The 19,862-nt window shown below is 37.9% G+C and carries 19 protein-coding genes; 2 read left to right on the forward strand and 17 right to left on the reverse strand.

Features of this window, described 5'->3' with window-relative positions; genetic code table 11:
* Nucleotides 1–100: 100 nt before the first annotated feature.
* The 3 genes from JBW_RS17925 to JBW_RS17935 all read right to left on the reverse strand — a co-directional run bounded on the left by JBW_RS17925 (nt 101) and on the right by JBW_RS17935 (nt 3,881).
* On the reverse strand, nt 101–1,480 hold the full coding sequence (locus JBW_RS17925; RefSeq protein WP_007960631.1) for a tyrosine phenol-lyase: 1,380 nt from the start codon (nt 1,478–1,480) through the stop codon (nt 101–103).
* Between the two features lie 259 nt (nt 1,481–1,739).
* A complete protein-coding gene (locus tag JBW_RS17930) occupies nt 1,740–3,287 on the reverse strand; it encodes a sigma 54-interacting transcriptional regulator (RefSeq protein ID WP_007960630.1) in 1,548 nt (515 codons plus the stop codon).
* Nucleotides 3,288–3,335: 48 nt separating this feature from the next.
* Entirely contained in the window at nt 3,336–3,881 is a 546-nt protein-coding gene (locus JBW_RS17935; RefSeq protein ID WP_007960628.1) for a guanylate kinase, read from the reverse strand.
* 213 nt (nt 3,882–4,094) lie between these two features.
* Between JBW_RS17935 and JBW_RS17940 the strand changes: the two genes are divergently transcribed.
* Entirely contained in the window at nt 4,095–5,369 is a 1,275-nt protein-coding gene (locus JBW_RS17940) for a GGDEF domain-containing protein (protein ID WP_007960623.1), read from the forward strand.
* A 214-nt stretch (nt 5,370–5,583) separates the two neighbouring features.
* On the opposite strand, the gene JBW_RS17945 is transcribed toward JBW_RS17940, so the two are convergent.
* From JBW_RS17945 to JBW_RS17990, 14 genes are all read right to left on the reverse strand, one after another.
* Nucleotides 5,584–6,666, reverse strand: coding sequence for an HD-GYP domain-containing protein (locus JBW_RS17945; protein ID WP_007960622.1), 1,083 nt, complete (start codon nt 6,664–6,666; stop codon nt 5,584–5,586).
* A gap of 279 nt (nt 6,667–6,945) precedes the next feature.
* Complete coding sequence (locus tag JBW_RS17950) at nt 6,946–7,512, reverse strand: YSC84-related protein (RefSeq protein ID WP_007960621.1); 567 nt, start codon at nt 7,510–7,512, stop codon at nt 6,946–6,948.
* 92 nt (nt 7,513–7,604) lie between these two features.
* Nucleotides 7,605–7,937 (reverse strand): hypothetical protein, encoded by a 333-nt coding sequence (locus JBW_RS17955; protein WP_007960620.1) that lies wholly within the window; start codon nt 7,935–7,937, stop codon nt 7,605–7,607.
* 106 nt (nt 7,938–8,043) lie between these two features.
* A complete protein-coding gene (locus JBW_RS25040) occupies nt 8,044–8,214 on the reverse strand; it encodes a hypothetical protein (RefSeq protein ID WP_007960619.1) in 171 nt (56 codons plus the stop codon).
* A gap of 116 nt (nt 8,215–8,330) precedes the next feature.
* The gene (locus tag JBW_RS26240) at nt 8,331–8,588 is read right to left on the reverse strand and encodes a hypothetical protein (RefSeq protein ID WP_007960618.1); all 258 of its coding nucleotides are present in this window, start codon (nt 8,586–8,588) and stop codon (nt 8,331–8,333) included.
* A gap of 64 nt (nt 8,589–8,652) precedes the next feature.
* On the reverse strand, nt 8,653–9,867 hold the full coding sequence (locus JBW_RS17960) for a glycoside hydrolase family 32 protein (RefSeq protein ID WP_235334267.1): 1,215 nt from the start codon (nt 9,865–9,867) through the stop codon (nt 8,653–8,655).
* Nucleotides 9,825–10,121 (reverse strand): hypothetical protein, encoded by a 297-nt coding sequence (locus tag JBW_RS25825; protein ID WP_007960609.1) that lies wholly within the window; start codon nt 10,119–10,121, stop codon nt 9,825–9,827. Before JBW_RS25825 ends, JBW_RS17960 begins: the two co-directional genes overlap by 43 nt.
* Before the next feature lie 87 nt (nt 10,122–10,208).
* Nucleotides 10,209–11,606 carry an S-layer homology domain-containing protein gene (locus JBW_RS17965; RefSeq protein ID WP_007960608.1) on the reverse strand — a complete coding sequence of 466 codons (1,398 nt, stop codon included), beginning with the start codon at nt 11,604–11,606 and terminating at the stop codon, nt 10,209–10,211.
* 239 nt (nt 11,607–11,845) lie between these two features.
* Nucleotides 11,846–13,423, reverse strand: a complete 1,578-nt coding sequence (locus tag JBW_RS17970; RefSeq protein ID WP_007960607.1) for a glycoside hydrolase family 32 protein — start codon at nt 13,421–13,423, stop codon at nt 11,846–11,848.
* 84 nt (nt 13,424–13,507) lie between these two features.
* Nucleotides 13,508–14,743 (reverse strand): oligosaccharide MFS transporter, encoded by a 1,236-nt coding sequence (locus JBW_RS17975; RefSeq protein WP_007960606.1) that lies wholly within the window; start codon nt 14,741–14,743, stop codon nt 13,508–13,510.
* A gap of 237 nt (nt 14,744–14,980) precedes the next feature.
* Complete coding sequence (locus JBW_RS17980; RefSeq protein WP_007960605.1) at nt 14,981–16,474, reverse strand: glycoside hydrolase family 32 protein; 1,494 nt, start codon at nt 16,472–16,474, stop codon at nt 14,981–14,983.
* Between the two features lie 189 nt (nt 16,475–16,663).
* Nucleotides 16,664–17,638, reverse strand: a complete 975-nt coding sequence (locus tag JBW_RS17985; RefSeq protein WP_007960604.1) for a LacI family DNA-binding transcriptional regulator — start codon at nt 17,636–17,638, stop codon at nt 16,664–16,666.
* 544 nt (nt 17,639–18,182) lie between these two features.
* A complete protein-coding gene (locus tag JBW_RS25045; RefSeq protein WP_158453472.1) occupies nt 18,183–18,335 on the reverse strand; it encodes a hypothetical protein in 153 nt (50 codons plus the stop codon).
* A gap of 24 nt (nt 18,336–18,359) precedes the next feature.
* The gene (locus tag JBW_RS17990) at nt 18,360–18,926 is read right to left on the reverse strand and encodes a bifunctional transcriptional activator/DNA repair enzyme AdaA (protein WP_007960602.1); all 567 of its coding nucleotides are present in this window, start codon (nt 18,924–18,926) and stop codon (nt 18,360–18,362) included.
* Between the two features lie 199 nt (nt 18,927–19,125).
* Between JBW_RS17990 and JBW_RS17995 the strand changes: the two genes are divergently transcribed.
* The gene (locus tag JBW_RS17995; protein ID WP_007960600.1) at nt 19,126–19,809 is read left to right on the forward strand and encodes a DNA alkylation repair protein; all 684 of its coding nucleotides are present in this window, start codon (nt 19,126–19,128) and stop codon (nt 19,807–19,809) included.
* Nucleotides 19,810–19,862 lie beyond the last annotated feature (53 nt).

The raw sequence follows: 19,862 nt of genomic DNA on the forward strand, positions 1-19,862 counted from the left end.
ACTTTCCTGCATTTCTTTTCCATCCTAAAATTAGCTCTATTTGGAAAAGTAATACTTTTTCAAATAGAGCTATGAAAAGGACTCAATTAATTTCTATTCATTATGCAATGGGTTTAAAACGAGCAGTAAAGAAACGTAATACCGGCGGTTCATAAATCATCTCTAATCCAGCAATTTGATTACGATTTTGATAAAGTTCAATTACGGAATCCGCGACTACATCCATATGAGCGTAGCTATACACACGACGAGGAATGGTTAAGCGCACGAGCTCTAATTTCGGATAGTAGTGATTCCCTGTTTTAGCATCCCGCCCTGCTGATATAATCCCTCGTTCCATAGAGCGTACTCCCGAAAGAATATAAAGTTGAGCAGCCAATGCTTGAGCAGGAAATTGATCCTGAGGAATATGGGGCAAAAATCGCTTCGCGTCAAGGAATACTGCATGACCGCCAATTGGCTTTACAATGGGTACGCCAGCCTGATCTAATTTCTCACCTAAATAGCGAACTTGTTCTACACGGTGTTTAATATAGTAATAATCGATGGATTCGCGTATGCCACGAGCCATTGCTTCCATATCCCGACCAGCCAGACCGCCATAACTGGGCATTCCTTCGAATAGTACAACCAGCTGCGTGGCTTTTTGAAATAGGTTTTCATCATTTAGCGCCAAGAATCCGCCAATGTTTACTAGGCAGTCTTTTTTACCGCTCATGGTAGCGCCATCACCATAGCTGAACATTTCTTTTACAATTTCTCCGATGGATTTATCTTTGTACGCTTCTTCTCTTTCTTTAATAAAGTACGAATTTTCGATACAGCGAGTAGCGTCAAACATGATTTTTATGCCATGTTTTTTGGTAAGCTCTCGTACTGCACGAATGTTTTCCATACTGACTGGCTGACCGCCTGCTAAATTTACCGTTACCGCTACGCAGATATAGGGGATCTTGTCACCGCCTACCCGATCGATTAAATCTTGCAGTTTCTTCAGATCCACATTGCCCTTGAAAGGATCTTCATTCTGCGAATCATGAGCTGCATCGACAATCACATCCACAAAGGTAGCACCATTTAATTCTTGATGAGCACGAGTAGTGGTAAAATACATATTTCCAGGAACATAGTCACCAGGCTTAATTGCTATTTGCGATAAAATATTTTCTGCACCCCGCCCTTGGTGAGTAGGTACCACATATTTAAAACCATACACTTCCCGAACTGTTTTTTCTAATTCAAAGAAATTAACACTGCCAGCATAGGCTTCATCTCCAAGCATCATGCCAGCCCATTGATTGTCACTCATTGCATTGGTGCCGCTGTCAGTCAATAAATCAATATAACATTCCTTGGAATTTAATAAGAATGTATTATACCCGGCGCGTTCAATTGCCGCTTCTCGTTCTTTTCGAGTCGTCATTCGAATGGTTTCCACCATCTTGGTCTTGTACGGTTCTGCCATAAATTTACGTTCCATAATCCAATCGTCCCCCTTGAAATGATTTCATTTTTTTAGTGACTGCATCTTTGCTCTTTCCTACTCTAAAATAGCGGTAAGCCCACTATAGTTAAATGCAAAAAGTGTGCCAAGTCTTCAAGTACGATTGTACTTAGATTGGCACACTCAAGATTCTATGATTTGGCAATCTTTTATTGAAAGAAAGTTTCCAATAGTGCAAAAAGTTTCCGTTTGCTTATCCTAAGCCGTGTAAAATGCGAAAGGATGTTAAAATGATTTATTCATTGGCTAAATTATATTTCCGCAGCTTCTTTAATACCGCCGTGTGAGATAAATCCAAGACAGAACCAACTCGCCGGGAAGAACGGTATCGTCTTAGCGTTTCTTTTAAAATAGCACGTTCTGCCTCAGCCAAACGTTCTTTTAAGCTCTGATAGGTCTCAAATTGTATGGTTGATAAGGGATTGGCTGTCGCTGCGATTCTCCCCAGACAGATGTGTTCCGGACGAACCTTAGAACCCTCTACTAGATTTACTGCCCGCTCAATAACATTTTCCAGTTCCCGTACATTGCCAGGCCAGTTATACTGCTCTAGCCGTTCTAATGCCTCTTTACTAAAACCATTCACTGGACGACGCATTTTATCCGCAAAACGCTGTAGAAAGTACTCAGCTAACAAACCAATATCTTCTGGGCGCTCCCGCAAAGGAGGAATCGTAAGAGGAATCACATTTAAGCGGTAATACAAATCTTCCCGAAATGCTCCACGAACCACCATATCCTCCAAATTTCGATTGGTAGCCGTTATGACACGTACATCTACCGCAACTTCACGAGAACTGCCCAAACGTCGTACTCGCCGTTCCTGAAGTACCCTCAGTAATTTCACCTGCAAATGCACTGACATTTCTCCTATTTCATCTAAGAATAGAGTGCCACCATTGGATAATTCAAAGAGTCCTGGCTTCCCCCCCTTGACTGCTCCCGTAAAAGCTCCCTCTTCGTAGCCAAATAGTTCACTCTCCATTAAGGTTTCTGGAATCGCTGCACAATTAATCGGCACGAAAGTACCTTGGGATCTTGCAGAGCCGCTATGCAGTGCCCTTGCAAAAAGTTCCTTGCCAGTTCCCGTCTCTCCCCGAATCAAAACAGTAGAATCACTTAATGCATATCTGCGGGATTGCAGAATCAATTCTTTCATGACCATACTGTCACAGGTAATATCACCAAAATCGACAGGCAGAGACGCTGTCATCTTTTTCACCAGTTCTCTGACATCCCCAATATCACGGAGTACTGTTACGACACCAATTACCTCATTATTAGTATCCTTAAGAGGAACGGTACTAATCACACAATAGCTGCTGATGCATTCAACGAACATTTCTTGATCTTTATAGGAGCAGCCCGTTTTTAACGTCTCTGCCACCAGTGCATTCCAGGAGGAATTCTCGATGGATTGTCCGATCATTGTTCTTGAAGAAATCTTTAGGATGCGAGCAGCGGCAGCATTACATTGAATAATACTGCCATCACAATTCACTACTAAAATTCCATCTCGGACGGAAGTTAAGACAGCATCAAGCTGTTCCACCCGTTCTTTTGAAGGCATAAAGCGGGTTATCTCCACACTATGTACATCAGCTACCCTTTCGAGCGCCTCAATCAGTTCTTTCGCGTCCTTTTGAAGCACACCTTGGCACTCTAAAAACACAGCCCCTTGCTCCACTTCAATAGTTACGATGTTAATTTTGCGTTCTTCCAGAATGATGCTAATATCGCGAACTAACCCAATACGGTCACTACAAGGCATGCGCAAACGCAAGCTTCTCACTCCCCTTTATCACATGCAGCTAGATGGGTATTTATAAGGCTAGCTGATTTCAATAAAATATTTTCGCCAGAAATCAAGAATTTTTTTATTCTTCAGCCAATTTTCATCTGAATTAATAATTACTAGATTACAGATTTCTAACATCCCCTTGACATCTTCGTCATAAGAATATAGTCTTTTCTCAATATTACTGTCACTCCGACTATAGATTCTTTGCCTGCATTCATCTTTTGAAGCAAAAACCCCTACTAATAAAACCCTTTCATTAAAGTGCTTCTTCAATTCTCTGGCCCCATGAACATCTACTACAATTGACCTCGTTTGCTGATTCTTTATTACTTCATGGATAGACTTCAGATTGGATGCATATAGATTTCCGCTATATTCGGTAACTTCCAGCAACTCCCCCTTCTCTTTCATCCCAAGTATGTTTTCACGAGTAGTAAAGTGGTAATGTACACCATCAACTTCGCTCTTTCTTGGTTTTCTTGAGGTAAAAGTAATAATCGGGGCAGCGCCCACATATTTTTGTATCGTTGTCTTCCCTGAACCACTAGGGCCTGTAAATGAAATAATCGAAAACATGATTCACCCCCGGATAGTATAAACTCATCGTACTTTATATATATTCTTTGAAAAAGGAATATATATTTTTTTATGAGAAAAACGCTTCAAGAAGTTTCCTTCTATACCAAAAGGTAGAAGGAAGATTCTTTTTTATTATCGAACTATATTAAGTCATTATAATACTATTTTTGACAACTCTTCTCTAAATCCAGTTTACCTAGGAGGAAACCCATGCCAAGAACCTACAAAAAAAGAGTCAGCAAGAACTCTACGATTAATAAGGCTATTTTGCCTCAAATAAATAGCAGCGCTGTTGCTACCAAAATACTGTCTGCAATTCGCACCACTCCATTGGGAATTATACTGATCGCCGGAATCGCATTCTTTCATCTTGATGATCTGCCAGGTTCCTTTATCTCTGCCATACCGACCACTTCTTATATGATACTTCTTTTCGGAATTGCAATTACCTCCTGTTTTAACCGAAGTCGTGCATTTTTCATCTTATTGATTCTATTTTTAAGCCAGTTAGGAATGTCCATCCCGATTCCTACACATTTAGATAAAACCGTTGCCCTGCATGGCATTTATTTAACAGTTAGTCTGCTGCTTCCTTTAAATTTGCTCTTTTTTGCATCTTGGTCAGAACGAGGAATTCTTTCAAGCTGGGGAAAAAGATGCTTTTTATTCATTTTTCTTCAAATGGTTTTTGTTATGGGTTTAGTATTATCAGGAGATAGAGAGCTTTTCAACGAAATCAGTAAAAAACTGTTTGCTTTCTCTTTTATGCCCGAAACACCCATTCCTGATGCTGCTCTAGCTGCCTTTTTTCTGTCAGGCGTTTTACTATTGATCAAACGTCGAAGAAATAATACCCACTTTAAAATAACTATTTTTGGTGTCTTAGCAGCAGTCGCTTTTGCCCATCATTTTAATGCCGCCCAGATTGCAATTCCCTTCTTTTATGCTGTTGCCGGATTAATGATCATCGTGTCGGTGATTCAAGACTATTATGTTAAAGCCTATTTAGACGAGCTAACAGGTTTACCCTCGCGCCGTTCCTTAAACGAAGATATGTTGAAACTTGGCAGCAACTATACCATTGCGATGGTCGACGTCGACTTTTTCAAAAAGTTTAATGACACCTATGGGCATGATGCAGGTGACGATGTCCTTCGCTTAATTGGTAAGGTTATGAAAAACTTTAAAGGTGGTAAAACCTTTCGATACGGCGGTGAGGAATTTACGGTATTATTCCCTGGTAAAAGCCTCAGTGAAGCAATCCCTTATTTAGAAGTGCTGCGAGAGGAAATCGCAAAAAGTAAATTTGTATTGCGCCAGGATAGTAAACGCAAAAAAAATACCAATAAAAAGCTAAGTATTACCGTCAGCATCGGCGCAGCAGACTCCAATCATAAAGAAATCAGCCCTGATGAAGTTATTAAATTAGCAGATAAAGCCTTGTATCGAGCCAAAGAAAATGGCCGTAATTGCGTCAGTCAATAACAAAAGACGGAGTCATCTTTTTGTCATTATCAAGAACCCCCCCCTAAAAAAAGACATAAAAAATGCGTGGGGGAAAAAAAGGGTTAAAAATTCCCCTCTGCGTCTCTGCGGTTAAATCGTTCTATTTACTCTGTTTGCCATTATTAAGAAAAGCCCTCCTAGATGTAAAATCATTTCTACATCTAGGAGGGCTTTTCATCACTTCCGATATTGATTACATGACAAGCCCGACAATTTTTACTTCCTTATCTTTTATCATATCTATAAATTCATCATCAACTTGCAAGATAGGATATGTGGGCGTTACATTCGGCAAGAATGCTACCTTCGCCTTGCGCCCATCTTCGAGGATTACAGAACTACTAAGCAGATAGTCATTAATACGACGGGAAAAAACATCACATACCGTTGGGTCTAGCTTTGTGAACATTTCCAGCTTAATTGCTTGCAAAAGCATAAACGGATTAATGCTTTCCGATTCCGCTATCATATTGCTTAAATGATTCACCACTCCGATCACTCGGGCGAAGACATGAATATTTTCTCCAGATAATTGCTGGGGATACCCGCTGCCATCCATATATTCATGATGTTGAACAATTGCTGTTAAAATAGTAGGGGAAAGGGCTCTGCTATCTTTTAATAATTTGAAAGTTAAAAGTACATGAGTTTGTATCTTTTCCGAATGTGCCGTAACAGAATCTTTATCCATAAATAATTCAAGAGGAAGCTGGGTTTTTCCCACATCATGCAACAATCCTGCAAAGATAATTTCCTTAATATCCTTAGAAGAAAAATTCATCCACTCCGCAAGCATGCCTGATAAAGCTGCCACCATAACCGAATGGTAAGCCAATGAGTTATGAGGCGTTAAGCTAAATAACAAACGATTTACTGCCTCTGAAGGATAAATGAGATGCTCAAAAATTCCCGACGCTATCTTATGAAAATGTTTGATATCAATCTTCTTATTATTTCTGATACTATTAAATAGTGCATCTACTTGGTCTACAGAATCTTGTAAAGTATGATCAAAATCCATTGCTTTTTTAATTAATATTGGGGGCAATTCAGAGGGAGAAGAGGCTTCTTCAGGTCCTTCTTCTATGATCTCGGCCCCTGTATCAGTATGGCTTTCAATTCTAACATAAGCAATATCCCAATTCTTTATATTCTGAATGGTTTTATTCGTTAAGGTTCCTCCCTTTGGAAACAAAATTTGTTTCCCATTCAGAGAGTGAATCGCTTCAGCTACAATCATACCTGGCTGCAGATCAGCAATAGCTATTTTTTTCATTAATGAATTCCTCCAATGTTTCCATATCTTTACTAATAAATTTGCATTTCTTATGAACAGGCAATAAAGTGGCACTATAATCTGTTTATTATCTATAGGATAAAGGATTTGGAAGATTTATACGACTACCAAAAGGTATAGAAACATACATTTATTTTCATAAATGAGTTTAATATAAAAACCGCTCCTCTAATGATGCTTACTTCCATCTTAGAAAAGCGGTTTGTTCTTATCATCTATTTTCTTCTTAAACTAACCCCACTAGTACGATTAACGATTTCAATTTAAATCTTTATCTTTAAAGTAGCGAATTCCCCGGATGGTCAAACTGGCTTCTAGCCCCTTATCTGTCAATTGATACATCCAAGTGTCCTTACCCGCCGAAACAGCACCTTCCAAAGATCCTCCGCTTACACTATCTGTTGCTGCCACGGTAGCCTGTCCACCTACAGCCCATCTGTCATTGATAAAATCCAAATACGCTTCTTGCGTTTGGAATCCTAAAACCACATCAAATTTTTTTATGCCAAGTCCAAATCCAACCTGTACATCACCTGTTCTCATAAAGGTTTCTTCCTTGGTAGTATTGTGAATAGCCACCCCTTTGCCACCCCCGCCTCCTAAGAAGACAACTTTAACGTCAGTAATACGAAATACAGCATATCCTACAGCATTCTCAACGGCTTGTCTGGCACCCGGATGAATCGTATAAAGCTTATCCAAGGTTTCCTGGGCTGAACTTCGTATGGATTCACGCTTTTCTTCCTTACTTGCCGCGCTTACTACAGAAGCCGTCAAACCTAATATAATCATTAAAATCGTAACAATTCTCATAACTTTATTCATACTCTCTTCCTCCCTTATCCTGATAATTCTTTTTAAGGTCCATATTTCTTTTGCTGCTACAATTATGCATTGCCCAAATGTAGACTTCCATTTTATTTACCTTTAAAGAAAATAGCTCTTACAATCTGACCAACGGCCTTTGCATAGATGATTAACGTTTCCCACTCAACTTTCACATCATACATCACATCATTTGCCTGACTAGCTGTTTCCTTTACACTTGCTGCTATTTGATTGACATTTTCTAATACGGTAGGTAATAATGATATCGTTTCTTTTAACCCCATCTCATTGGCATTGAGAATTCGTTTGATATCATCAAGTATGAATAATATTTTTCGTATGACATGAATTAAATAAATGCCAATCGCCACTACAATCAAAAAAACAATTCCGATTGCTATATCGTATATTGATATATACATACATATCCCTACTTTCAAAATGGTTTAATCGGTGATCTAAAACAACAAGGCTGCTACTATCACTAAACTCACTGCTCACTCCTTCCTTTAGTCTTAAGCACCTTCACTAAATGTTACTACCACATTGCATTTGACGATCGTTTACGGTATCGATTTCAACATGACTTATCACTTGATATGACCTATAATTATGTATTTCACTTAAATGTCCTTTTTTTCCTGCAATACATACAATAAGCTTTTCTATATCCATCTCACCAATTTGTTCTTCTTTCATCAGCTTACTAACCTATTTCTGCAGAAACGCCGATTACTTCCTCTCGCCTATATCCCAGCCATTTTAGTTCTGTATCATTGATGTAAATAAAAATTCCATCAAAAAACCATCCCATACTAACAACTAGTTAGGATGGAATGGTTTACAACTCGATCTAGCACTTCTCTTTTATAATCTAAGTCTTCTAACACCACAGCATTGCCTAATGCAAAATCACGTCTCACAAAACAAAGTTTGTGCACCTTACTTGTTTCACTGAACATATCAACTGGTTGAATTTCTTTAGCGACATAGCCAAATTCTGATAATATCGCAATATCTCTAGCTAGGGAAGCTGGATTGCAGGATACGTAGACGATGCGTTTTGGGGTCATGTGGGCGAAGTAATTTTCAACCGTAATTGTTTGGATATATTTCTTTTAATGAAACTAATCCCAGTTAAAACTTACTTAGATTTAAGTCTTCATATGTTACATCACTATTTATGGAAAAAATCCCCCATTGATTATTTTGTAAAGCGTACATGCGTGTACTTAACGCTACTTTATCATTTATATACAATACTGCAACTGAGTCATCAATCAATAACGTAAAATTTAAACTTTCATTATCATTAACATCCAGTGGAACTGTTAACTCTGGTTTTGCAGTTGCAATTTTATCTGTGGATACATTAAAAAACTTGACCTCTTTCGATTTAGGGCTAAATGCAATATTCAAAGATGCAAGATTGTATTCTTCTACATTAAACATAAATCCAAACATGCCTTCTTTTGATTTTTTAGTTATTTTTCCCGTTATCTTATTTACTCCCTGTATTTTAGGAAATGTTACCACTTCATAGCCTTTTGCTGAAAAAGTATACTTTTCATTGGAAGCCGTTACTGTTTCTGTCTGAGTGATTGGCTTTAGCTTAATGTTATTATTTAAATTCTCAACAACCTGTTCAACTGGTGTTGGATAAAGTTCTCCGTTTTCCTTCTGTTTAATTTGATGTACTACCAGATTTCCTGCCCAGTCAGTTTTATTATTATCGGAATGTCCTTCCTTTGTCGGTGTCCATCCACATAAATAAAGGTTCTGAGAATCTTTTACAAGTTTTCCGGCATAAAAACCATTGCTATCAAAAAAATCTAGTTGAGGTTTAGTAAATGGTCCCTTTGAATCCTTTGCTATTCTGTAATGAACAACACGATTTGGCCATTGGTCAGAAAAAGTCAGGTACCAATATTCCCCATATTTAATTAAGGTAGGGCATTCCATATTGGCAGTAGTTCCCATATCATTGTCAAAAAACACACCGTTATCAGCCCAATTTTTCAAATCCTTTGATGTATATAGTGCTATTACGCCCTTATCATTTTTGGTTCTAGTTGTTATAAGCATCCAATACTCTTTATAATCATCATTATAAAAAACATGTGGATCTCTGAAATCGTTGTGTAAGTATTTTGCTGAAGCAAAAAATTTATCCCCAGGTATCTTGGTCCAATTTATTAAATCCTTGCTGGTTGCATGCATAATTGCTTCTTTTGGTACTTTCCTCCAGTTAAATCCTGTATAGAAAGCATGATATAATCCGTCTTTCTCCTGCATTACGGACCCAGTACCTAATGCAGAATCTTGAGCAAATTCATTTTGAGAATATCGAATAACAACACCTTCATTTTTATAGTCGTAGAAATTATTTGTTGTAAATAAACTCCATGGATGAAATCCAACATCGCCATCCGTAAATCTTCTAAATAAAATACTTGAAATTTATTACCGTCGTAATACGGCATAGGATCTCCCACCCAACTGTATCCTGTTCTTGGAAATATTGTTAATTGATAAAATGCAGACGTAACACTCATTCCAAAAAACAGACTCAGAAGTGCTATAAAAATAGAAATTAATTTCTTCATTTTGTAACCATTCCTTTCGCTTCACTCAAGGCACAGAAAGAAGTGAAACCCTTGTGCGACAACTACACTTCTTGTCACCAAACCCCTTTAGAAATAGAATTCCCATTGAACACGAGAAAATTTAGCGTCTTCCTGAACATTATTATAAATATTTCCAGGATCAAATTTATTAGCTTTTCCAACTGTATAATAACAAATTAGCTTCGTACTTCTTACTGGTACATACTCAAAACCAATGCGAATGCCTTTGAATTCATTATATCTGGCACTCCAATCTTCATTATTCGACTTAAGATCATCTAGGAAAATATTTGTGAGGCTAGAATGGCCTTGTATAAAATACTTTTTAACATAAATATCATAAGAACCCGGTATACCAGGATCACATGATTTATATTGAAGACTCATGATATTAGCCTTATTCTTATAACTGAAATCGGATTTAGCATATGCAGCGAAGAAACTGAGGTCCTCGCTAAGTTTGGTATTAAAACCGATTTCATAGGATTTGAAACCTTCTCCAGTTTGTCTCCGAGTCACTTTACCATAGCTACCTTTAATGTTGGTGGTTGGATTTACTGGCGCTTCAACTTCAACAGAAGTAACACGATAGTTAGTACTCCCGTCTTCCCATACACCATCAGGATTACCACTATAACCATACATTATGTGACTATAAGTATTACCCGAATTCAGAGTGGCTTTTATCTTATCGCCATAGCTAATTTGAAAGCCGTCAATTTTGTCATCAAAAGTGAGGCCATATGGAGAAAGATGATAATATCTACCAAGTTTCACTTTAGTTTCTCCAATAGAACCATCCGCATACAGCTGTAAAAATGGCCGTTGATAATCATTTGAAGTATATGCTCCGGTATTGTTAGTTATATCGTTTTCAAATTCATTCTCACTTCTAAGAGACCAAGTATCATTTATTTTGAAGTTGGTATTTATGTTAACCCACATCGTCCAATTATCTTGATAAGGCCTAGTACCGAAGTTATCTCTATCGTATCTAATACGAGAATAACCATACATAGAAAGTCGAGGATTAGCCGTCTTATCTTCGAGCTTCTCTAAACGCCTATCGAAACTTTGGAATTGATCCTTGAATTCTTCTTTGAATTCTTCTTCATGTTCAATCCTCTCTACACGCCTATCGAAACTTTGGAATTCATCCTTGAATTCTTTCGCCAATTTCTCGATCTCATCTTTTTGAGCATCATTAGCTTTGTCGAACCTAGCCATAGCTTTAAGTACAAGTGAAGCCATTTTATTACGAGTGATAGCTTTTGTACCATTGAAAATTCCATCACTGGTATTAATATCAATAATGCCAGCTTTAACTAAATCATTTACTGCTTTATAAGCCCAAGAATCAGGCTTAACGTCTGAAAGATGATCAACTGTAGCAGCAAGGGAGGTACCAGCTATGCTAAGTACCATAGTTGGTATCAATAAAAAAATCACTAAATCTTTTTTCATATTTAAAACACTCCTATGTAATCTTGTGTTTTCTTCAAACACTCTTGATAAATCCAAATCTCTATATTTGAAATTTTTCGTAAAGTAGACCGCTGTTTTTTCAGGATTACATTTTTATTTCGAAGTTCACGAATCTCATTTTTTATATGGGCTTAGCATTCTTATTTTTTGATTTTACTATATATTGTGAATATTATTAAAATAACATTTTGTCGTGACTTCCGCCAATACTCTCTAGATCAATTAATCCAGCCATTGAGAAGTTTCCATGCCTGCAATTTTTCTACTTGAACTGATACTCCTTCTGCAAAAAGATCATAGTGAATACTAGTGCTGTTAGGATATATTCTGTTTGACATAACAACCTCACCATCATTCACAAATACTTCAATAGATGAACGATCTATAAAAATCTGCAAATCGAGATAGCGATCATCTTTTAGATCTACTTTTGCTCGGCTTTGACTGTAGTCTTCACCTGTCTCTTTGTTCCAATCATTTATTCCTGACTCAGACCGATCAACCACAAATTCTCGTTTGCCTACATCATAGTATAGTAATGTTTTTTCTTTCCCATCGTCTGATTCACGTGCGATGAGCCCAAATCGTCCATTTCCCTTTAATAGTTTAATTCTTGCCTTTATTTCTAAAGAATCCCCGTTAACCTTCTTCAAATATCCTTTCTGACCTTCGCTTACATTCAGGTTTTTATAGGAAACTTGCGTATCACGCAGTTTCTGCATCTCTTCAACAGGAACAGATAGTACTTTAGATCCGTCTTTGCTAAGTTTTAGCTCCCTAGGTACCGTTAACGCACCTGCCCAACCATCGTTGGCAGTAGGAAACTTACTACCCCATCGATTCATCCAACCAATCATAATTCGTCTGCCTTTATTATCCTGGAAAGTTTGACCAGCATAAAAATCCTGACCATAGTCTACCTGCTGAACATTCTGCTGCGTAAATTTTTCCGTCTGATAATTCATGTTTCCAACAATAAATATATTTTTTGCATCCTTCATATTCATCGGTGAAAGTAATAATACATCTTTTTCACCTAAAGAAAAAAGGTTCGGGCACTCCCACATATCTCCTTGCGTGCCATTACTTTCAGCAGCAACACCTTGATAGTCCCACTGGCGCAAATCGGTAGAACGGTATAATACAGCCCGTCCTTTGCCATCTTTGCCAGTACCAACCAACATATACCACATATTCTCATGCTTCCATACGCTAGGATCACGAAAATCAGTGCTAGCATCGGGCGGCAATTCCCGAATCACTGGATTTCCTTCATATTTTTTAAACGTAATACCGTCAGAACTAGTCGCCATACATTGCAATTCCTTGGTTGTACGATTGTCAGAATGAGCTGTATAAAATAAAGTCATTACACCATTATCATCCACAGCGCTACCAGACCAGCAACCCGACTCGTAGTCTTGGTCAGGTGCTAAAGCGATCGGTTTATATTGCCAGTGTACCAAATCTTTACTCACAACATGCCCCCAGTGCATGGGACCCCAATACGGTGCGTAGGGATAGTGCTGATAAAACACATGATACTGTCCTTTAAATTGGATTAAGCCATTTGGATCATTGATCCAACCAGTAGGTGCCATAATGTGATAATTAAGCCTAAAGGGACTCTGCCGTACTTTTTCATAATCAGCCCAAACGGCTTTATTTGCTTTATCTAATGCATTATAGGCTCTATATTCCTGGGGTACATCAGTTGACGAATCTGCTGCCAGTACAATGCCGCTAGCACTAAGTGAAACCAGAAGAAACAACGTAGCAAATAAACTTTTTTTCATTGTTCATTTCACCCTTTTCTTATTGTTGTTATAACCTGCTGACTTAAAATAAAACTCAATGTGAGCACAGTATTTTATATCTTTTTACACCTCAGTGTTGTTGACTGCAGAAGAACTAATATTACCTATGTTTTTATTATCTGAACGCAAGCTGAATAAGCCGAATAAGGTAAAACTCCCAACGACCACACCAAGAAAAAGATATGTGGGGGGAAAGCCAATACTATCATAAAGAGATCCAACAATCGGAGAAAGTATAGCCGCACCAACTTGATTAGAAAGTTGAAAGCCAACAAGATACATCACGGATGAAAGACGATTATCGAAATTTTTGGCTAAATATTTAAATACAGCAACTAACAGGATAGAAAGTTCAATTGCATGCAACAACTTAATTGCGGAAATACCATAAGTATTTGTTACTATACCAGATCCAAGCATTCGAAAAGTCATAATTGTTGCTGCCAGAACCAAACCCTTTTTTGCACCGATTTTATTAACAATCCACGGTGCTATACACATACCACCAGCCTCTAAAAATACCTGAAACGAATTTAGATAGCCAAAAGCAGAATTGCCTTCGGCTTCAGTTGGAAATAACGATGCATAATAAATTGGGAATTGCTGATCAAATACACTATAAACACAAGCAGAACCAAGAATAAATACCATAAAGCTCCATACATCTTTGCTCTTAAAAAGTTGTCGTACGTCCTTCAATGAAATGTTATTTTGCTTAGCAACTTCAACATCTGCTTCATCAAGTTTTACATTCATCAATACAATAAACATAACAGCCGAGCCTACCGATGCAAACCAAAAAATAATATTGGGATTTATATTAAACGCGATACCTGCAAAAAAAATACCAACTGCCGCCCCCAGTGAGCCCCACATACGAGCACGTCCAAATTCAAAATTATATCTACGTCCAACTTTTTCAATAAACGATTCGACAACTGCACAACCGGCTAAAAACACCAATGCCATAAAAATTGCCCCTACAACAACTCCTGCTGAAAAAAAAGATGTAAGTAACGGCCCATAAACAAAAATGAAAAACGGGCCAGTAAGTGATACCATCCCTGTAATAAAATACAGCAATGTTTTTTTCAAACCAATCCGATCAGAAATATATCCATAACAAGGTTGCATCATCATTGTAAAAATAGCATTTACTGAATAAATTGTACCAATTTCCGTTCCCGAAAGATGAAGTATCTGTTTAAACCATATTGGCATAAAAGCAAAAAATACTAACCAACAAAAGAAAAATGCAAAGAAGAACGCACTCAGCTTCCAATATAATGAATTTTTCATAATAACCTCCATTTAGTCGCTATCGTATTGTTAAGTTAAATGAAAATTGAGGCATCGAGTCTTTCAATGGTACAATGTTTCTGCAGCAAAACACACCAATCGAAAGGACGATTCCTCATGCAGAAAATTTCATCCGTTATATGCCCGAAATGCAACAATTTTCACTACTTTCATAAGTCCGGCAAAGATAAATTCGGTAATCAAAAATATCTTTACTTTACATGTACTCACCAATGTTTAACTGCCTGATAATGAATAAAAGGCTACTTGAGTCAATCGTAATTTTCCTCCCCCTGGGGAAAATATAATCCCAGATGATTCTTTATTTGGATAAATTCGTGCCGATAATACTGCCGCACCATCATTTAAAAAAATCTCAATGGAAGATTTATCTATAAAAATCCTTAATTTAAGACAATTATTCTGAAGTCCTATCTTTATCTCACGTTGCCCTTTAGGCCCCTTTCCTGCACAATTGCGATCTAAACTAAATATCTGCTTTCTTTTGTCATAAGACAATACCGTCTCTTCCTCCGAAGAACATCTGAGATTAATCTGCATCGACTCCGTTTCTGAAAGATCCATTACCGTCAGCAATTCACCAAATTCTCCTGAAATCCCATCTAGAGAGTCTGCCTCGTAAAGCTCTATATTCTCATACACTCTACTTTGCTCTCGCAATTTTTCCAGTTCTTGTATTGGACAAATTTTTAATTTTCCGTTTTCCATATGCAATTCTCGTGGAATCGTCATTATGCCAGCCCAACCATCTTCTTGTTCTGGCATTTCACTTTCCCACATAGCTAACCAACCAATCATAATACACCGACCATCAGGTGCTTGAATAACTTGTGGCGCATAAAAATCAAAACCATAATCCAATAATTCAAAAGCACCATGATGAAATATACCATTTTCATAATCAAGCTTTCCTAGCATATAGCCCGACTGATGATGATTCAAAAATTTTTTATCCTCCGGTTCAATGCCTTGTGGTGAAAATATGAATACTTCTTGCCCATCAACCTCAACAAAGTTCGGACATTCCCACATATATCCCTCATTACCACTGCAACTTGCCATAATACTCTTAAAAGTCCACTGTTCTAAATCAGTTGACTCAAACAATAATACTTGTCCTCTTTCTTTTGAGTTCTGTGCACCGATAACAGTATAATAATGTTCATCATGCTGCCACATTTTAGGATCTCGAAAATGTCCTTTATGAATGTTATCACCGTTAGGACAATGTATTACCGGATTTCGAGCTATTTTTTCAAAAGTTATACCATCATAACTTATTGCCAAGCATTGTGATTCAATGCGATCAACCTCTATCTTCTCATCTAGAGGTAAATTAACATGCCCAGTATAAAGTAAATATAATTTTCCATCTTTAGATATTGCGCTACCGCTAAAGCAGCCATCTTTATCATATTCATCTACGGGTGCCAAAGCCACACGCACATTTTTCCAATGAACAAGATCTTCGCTTATCACATGCCCCCAATACATCGGCCCCCATTGTGCCGAATACGGATGATATTGATAAAATAAATGATATTTTCCAGCAAAGAAACAAAAACCATTTGGATCGTTTATCCACCCCGTTGGAGCTGCTATATGATATACAGGATACCATCTTGACTTTGTAGAATGTTCACCCTTTTTTTTGATAAAATCCATAGCATGATCAATTGCTTTCTGCTGCTTATCTAATTTTTTTTCCATTATATTCCTCCTTACGCACCATTTATAAAACCGGTTCGATAAATTTTTAAAAAATTAAAACCATTTTATTGCTTTATAAAACCGGTTCGATAAATAAAGAATATTATACTATAATAAATTTGTCAACAGTTTTTTCTGAATTCATTTGTTTATTGTAAATTTTCTGCTTATTGAAAAAATAAGAGATCCTCAACAGGTATCTCCTTCTTGAAGGGTAACAGGTAAAGCATATAGTTTTTCTCCCGGTCTTCCATTAACCCATGATGTAATTTTTTCTGCAGCCATATACGCTAAATGACCAATTGGCTGTACTACAGCGGTAATTACCTGCTGCCCCATACGCGTTATATAAGTTCCATCATACGCTACCAATTTTAAGTTTTCCGGTACACGAATTCCCCTCTGCGCAGCTACTCGCATGCAACTGCATATAGCTAAGTCTGGTCCAAAAATACCATCAACGTCCGGGTATTTATTAAAAAGTTGCTCCGCTGTCTGTAAAAAATCAATGGGGTCAAAAGCATTCCAAGCCATCTCCAGCGTATCGACCCGCGTCCCCGCTTCCGTCAAAGTCTCAATGAAAGCTTCATGATGCGCATTAGCTGGTGTAAGAACTTCACGCGCCCCCATGATTTGCACGATATGATGACACCGATGAGGCAAGAAAGCCTTTGCTGCAAGTCGACCACCACTTTGGTGATCCGCATGAACAATTGGTATATTTTCATTGATAAAACGGTCAAAGGCTACAATCGGATGACTCAATCCATCGTAAATGTCAAGTTCTAGCGAATGCGCTCCCATAATAATACCATCCATAGTCTGACGTCGAAGCATATTAACAAAAGCATGTTCCGCATTAGCCTTCTGCACGGTCGAGCAAACCATTGTTTTATAGCCACGCCTATAGAGTTCTACCTCTACCTCGCGAATAAACGTTGCAAAAAATGGATGCGAAATTTCTGGTACAATTACCCCTATCATATTAGTACGATTTAGGGAAAGATTTCGAGCCATTTCACTTGGCACATATGAAAGTTTTGCCACTGCTTCTTCGACTTTTTTCCGCGTTATTTCTGACACATAACCCTTATGGTTAAGCACTAATGATACTGTGCTCGGTGCCACTTTTGCCAACTTTGCAACATCCTTTATACTAGTCATATATTATATCCTCTTTACCATCCTTAAGTGTAAACCTATCGCACTTAACTTATTTACATATCTTATATCTTATATTATACCCAATCTACAAAATCAAGAAACTATTTATTTTCCTCTTACTAATCTATTCAACAATATCCATAATACTACTATATCGTGCATCACAGTAATCCTGATCGATTTTTATCTATTAACATTGTTACATAATAAATAATTAACTTTCTAGCTAATTCTGTCAAACTCCTTGTGCATAACCACCATTTTTGCTATTTTAAGCAAATTATTAGGTAGATTTAGCCGATACCTTTCAAAAAAGCACATTTCTATGACTGCGGGTTGGTGGCATACCTTACCAAATGGAGTGACAGTGATACCCTGATGAACGGTGCCATGAGTGTGCGATTCTTGAGAATTTTTTGGTATCTGAGATTGTCAAGAGCTATCAGAATTGCGGCTGGGAACCTATATTTATTACTATCGGAATAAAGATACTAAGGAAATTGACATTCTACTTTCGAATAAGACAAACTCAGCCAACTATTTATCAATCTTCTGACGCTTTCCCTGTAAGATGTTCAATGGTCATTTCTAAAGCAGTTAGCTTTGAGAGGTATCCAGCGATAACTGAATCAACTACATCCAAGCGTTGGGGAATTTTTTTTTCACAAAGCAGGCGTGAAGCGCGAGTTATGTCCATTGGATCTTGCAGTATACGTACCGTTCATCCCTTATCAGTACTGCTTTGTTTTCGATATTCCTTAGGGGGTAATCCGACTTGCTTTTTAAAAAATTCATAAAAAGTAGAAAGGCTTCCAAATCCGCATAACAATGCAATGTTTACTATAGTTAACTCCGTATTGACAAGCATCTGCTTTGCCTTTTCCACCCGCAGCCGATTAATGTATTCTACAGGTGTCATCTGAAATTGCTGGCGAAACAAATGGATAAAATGATTTTGACTGACTCCTAGTTCTTTAATTTCGGCAGTAAGCCTGCCGCCATCAGCAAAATGCGTATCAAAAATATGTTTGGCTTTTTCAATTATATCCAGCATAGGTCGAAACTCAGTCAAATCCGGCCGGCATCTTTTGCAAGGCCGCAATCCGTAAGCATAGGCTTCTTTGATTTCATCAAAGAATTCAACATTATTTCGCTTTGGTTCTTTCGATTTACACGATGGTCGGCAAAAGATACCTGTTGTTTTCACACCATAGAAGAACATGCCATCATAGGAATGGTCACAATGAACGACAGCCTTCCACTTTTCATCTTTAGTTAGTGCTGTCATATCGTTACCCCCACCGTTTATTTTTCATAACTTACTCTTTTATTATATCAAAAATACCCTTCCAGTCTTACGGTATTTCACTTTGTAATTTTAGGCACATTCACACCAAGGATATCAATATGATAAAATGAGCCGGCAGCTATAGAAAATTTGTCATCTACGATTTTCATCGAACGCTTAAGTTGAAAAAGGAGAATGTATGGAGAAAACGATAAGAGAGCGTATTTGCAGTCTGACAGATGACGAATATCGGCAGTTTCAAAGCAAGCTGGTACCAGGTGCAGACAATATTCTGGGGGTACGTCTTCCAAGTTTGCGAAAACTTGCAAAAGAGCTTGCCAAGGAAGACTGGCGCAATACGATAGCAGTGATGCAGGACGAGTATTACGAGGAAGTTATGCTGCAAGGCTTGATCATCGGCTATGCAAAGGCGAATATCGAGGAAATCTTGCATTATATTGCCGCTTTTGTGCCAAAAATCAACAACTGGGCAGTATGTGACTGGTGCTGCGGCAGCTTTAAACTCACCAAGAACCATCTGGCAAGGGTTTGGGATTTTCTGCGACCCTATCTGCTGTCGCAAAAAGAATATGAGCTGCGATTCGGCATCGTGATGCTGCTGACTTTTTACATAGAAGATGCGTACATCGATCGGGTTCTGCTGCTTTTGAATACTGTAAAGCATGAGGGTTATTACGTTAAAATGGCAGTAGCCTGGGCCCTATCCATCTGTTTTGTCAGTTATCCTGAAAAGACTATGACCTACTTAAATAAAAATACGCTGGATGGCTTTACCTACAACAAAACGCTGCAAAAAATCACCGAATCCTTCCGTGTGAGCAAAGAAACAAAGATCATTATACGCAAAATGAAACGCGGCTAAGAACACTGCGCGTTCTTTAAAACATGGCCGTTTCGAACCACAAAGCATTCCTG

The sequence above is a fragment of the Pelosinus fermentans JBW45 genome (assembly GCF_000271665.2).
In the GTDB taxonomy this organism is placed as follows: Bacteria; Bacillota; Negativicutes; order DSM-13327; family DSM-13327; genus Pelosinus; species Pelosinus baikalensis.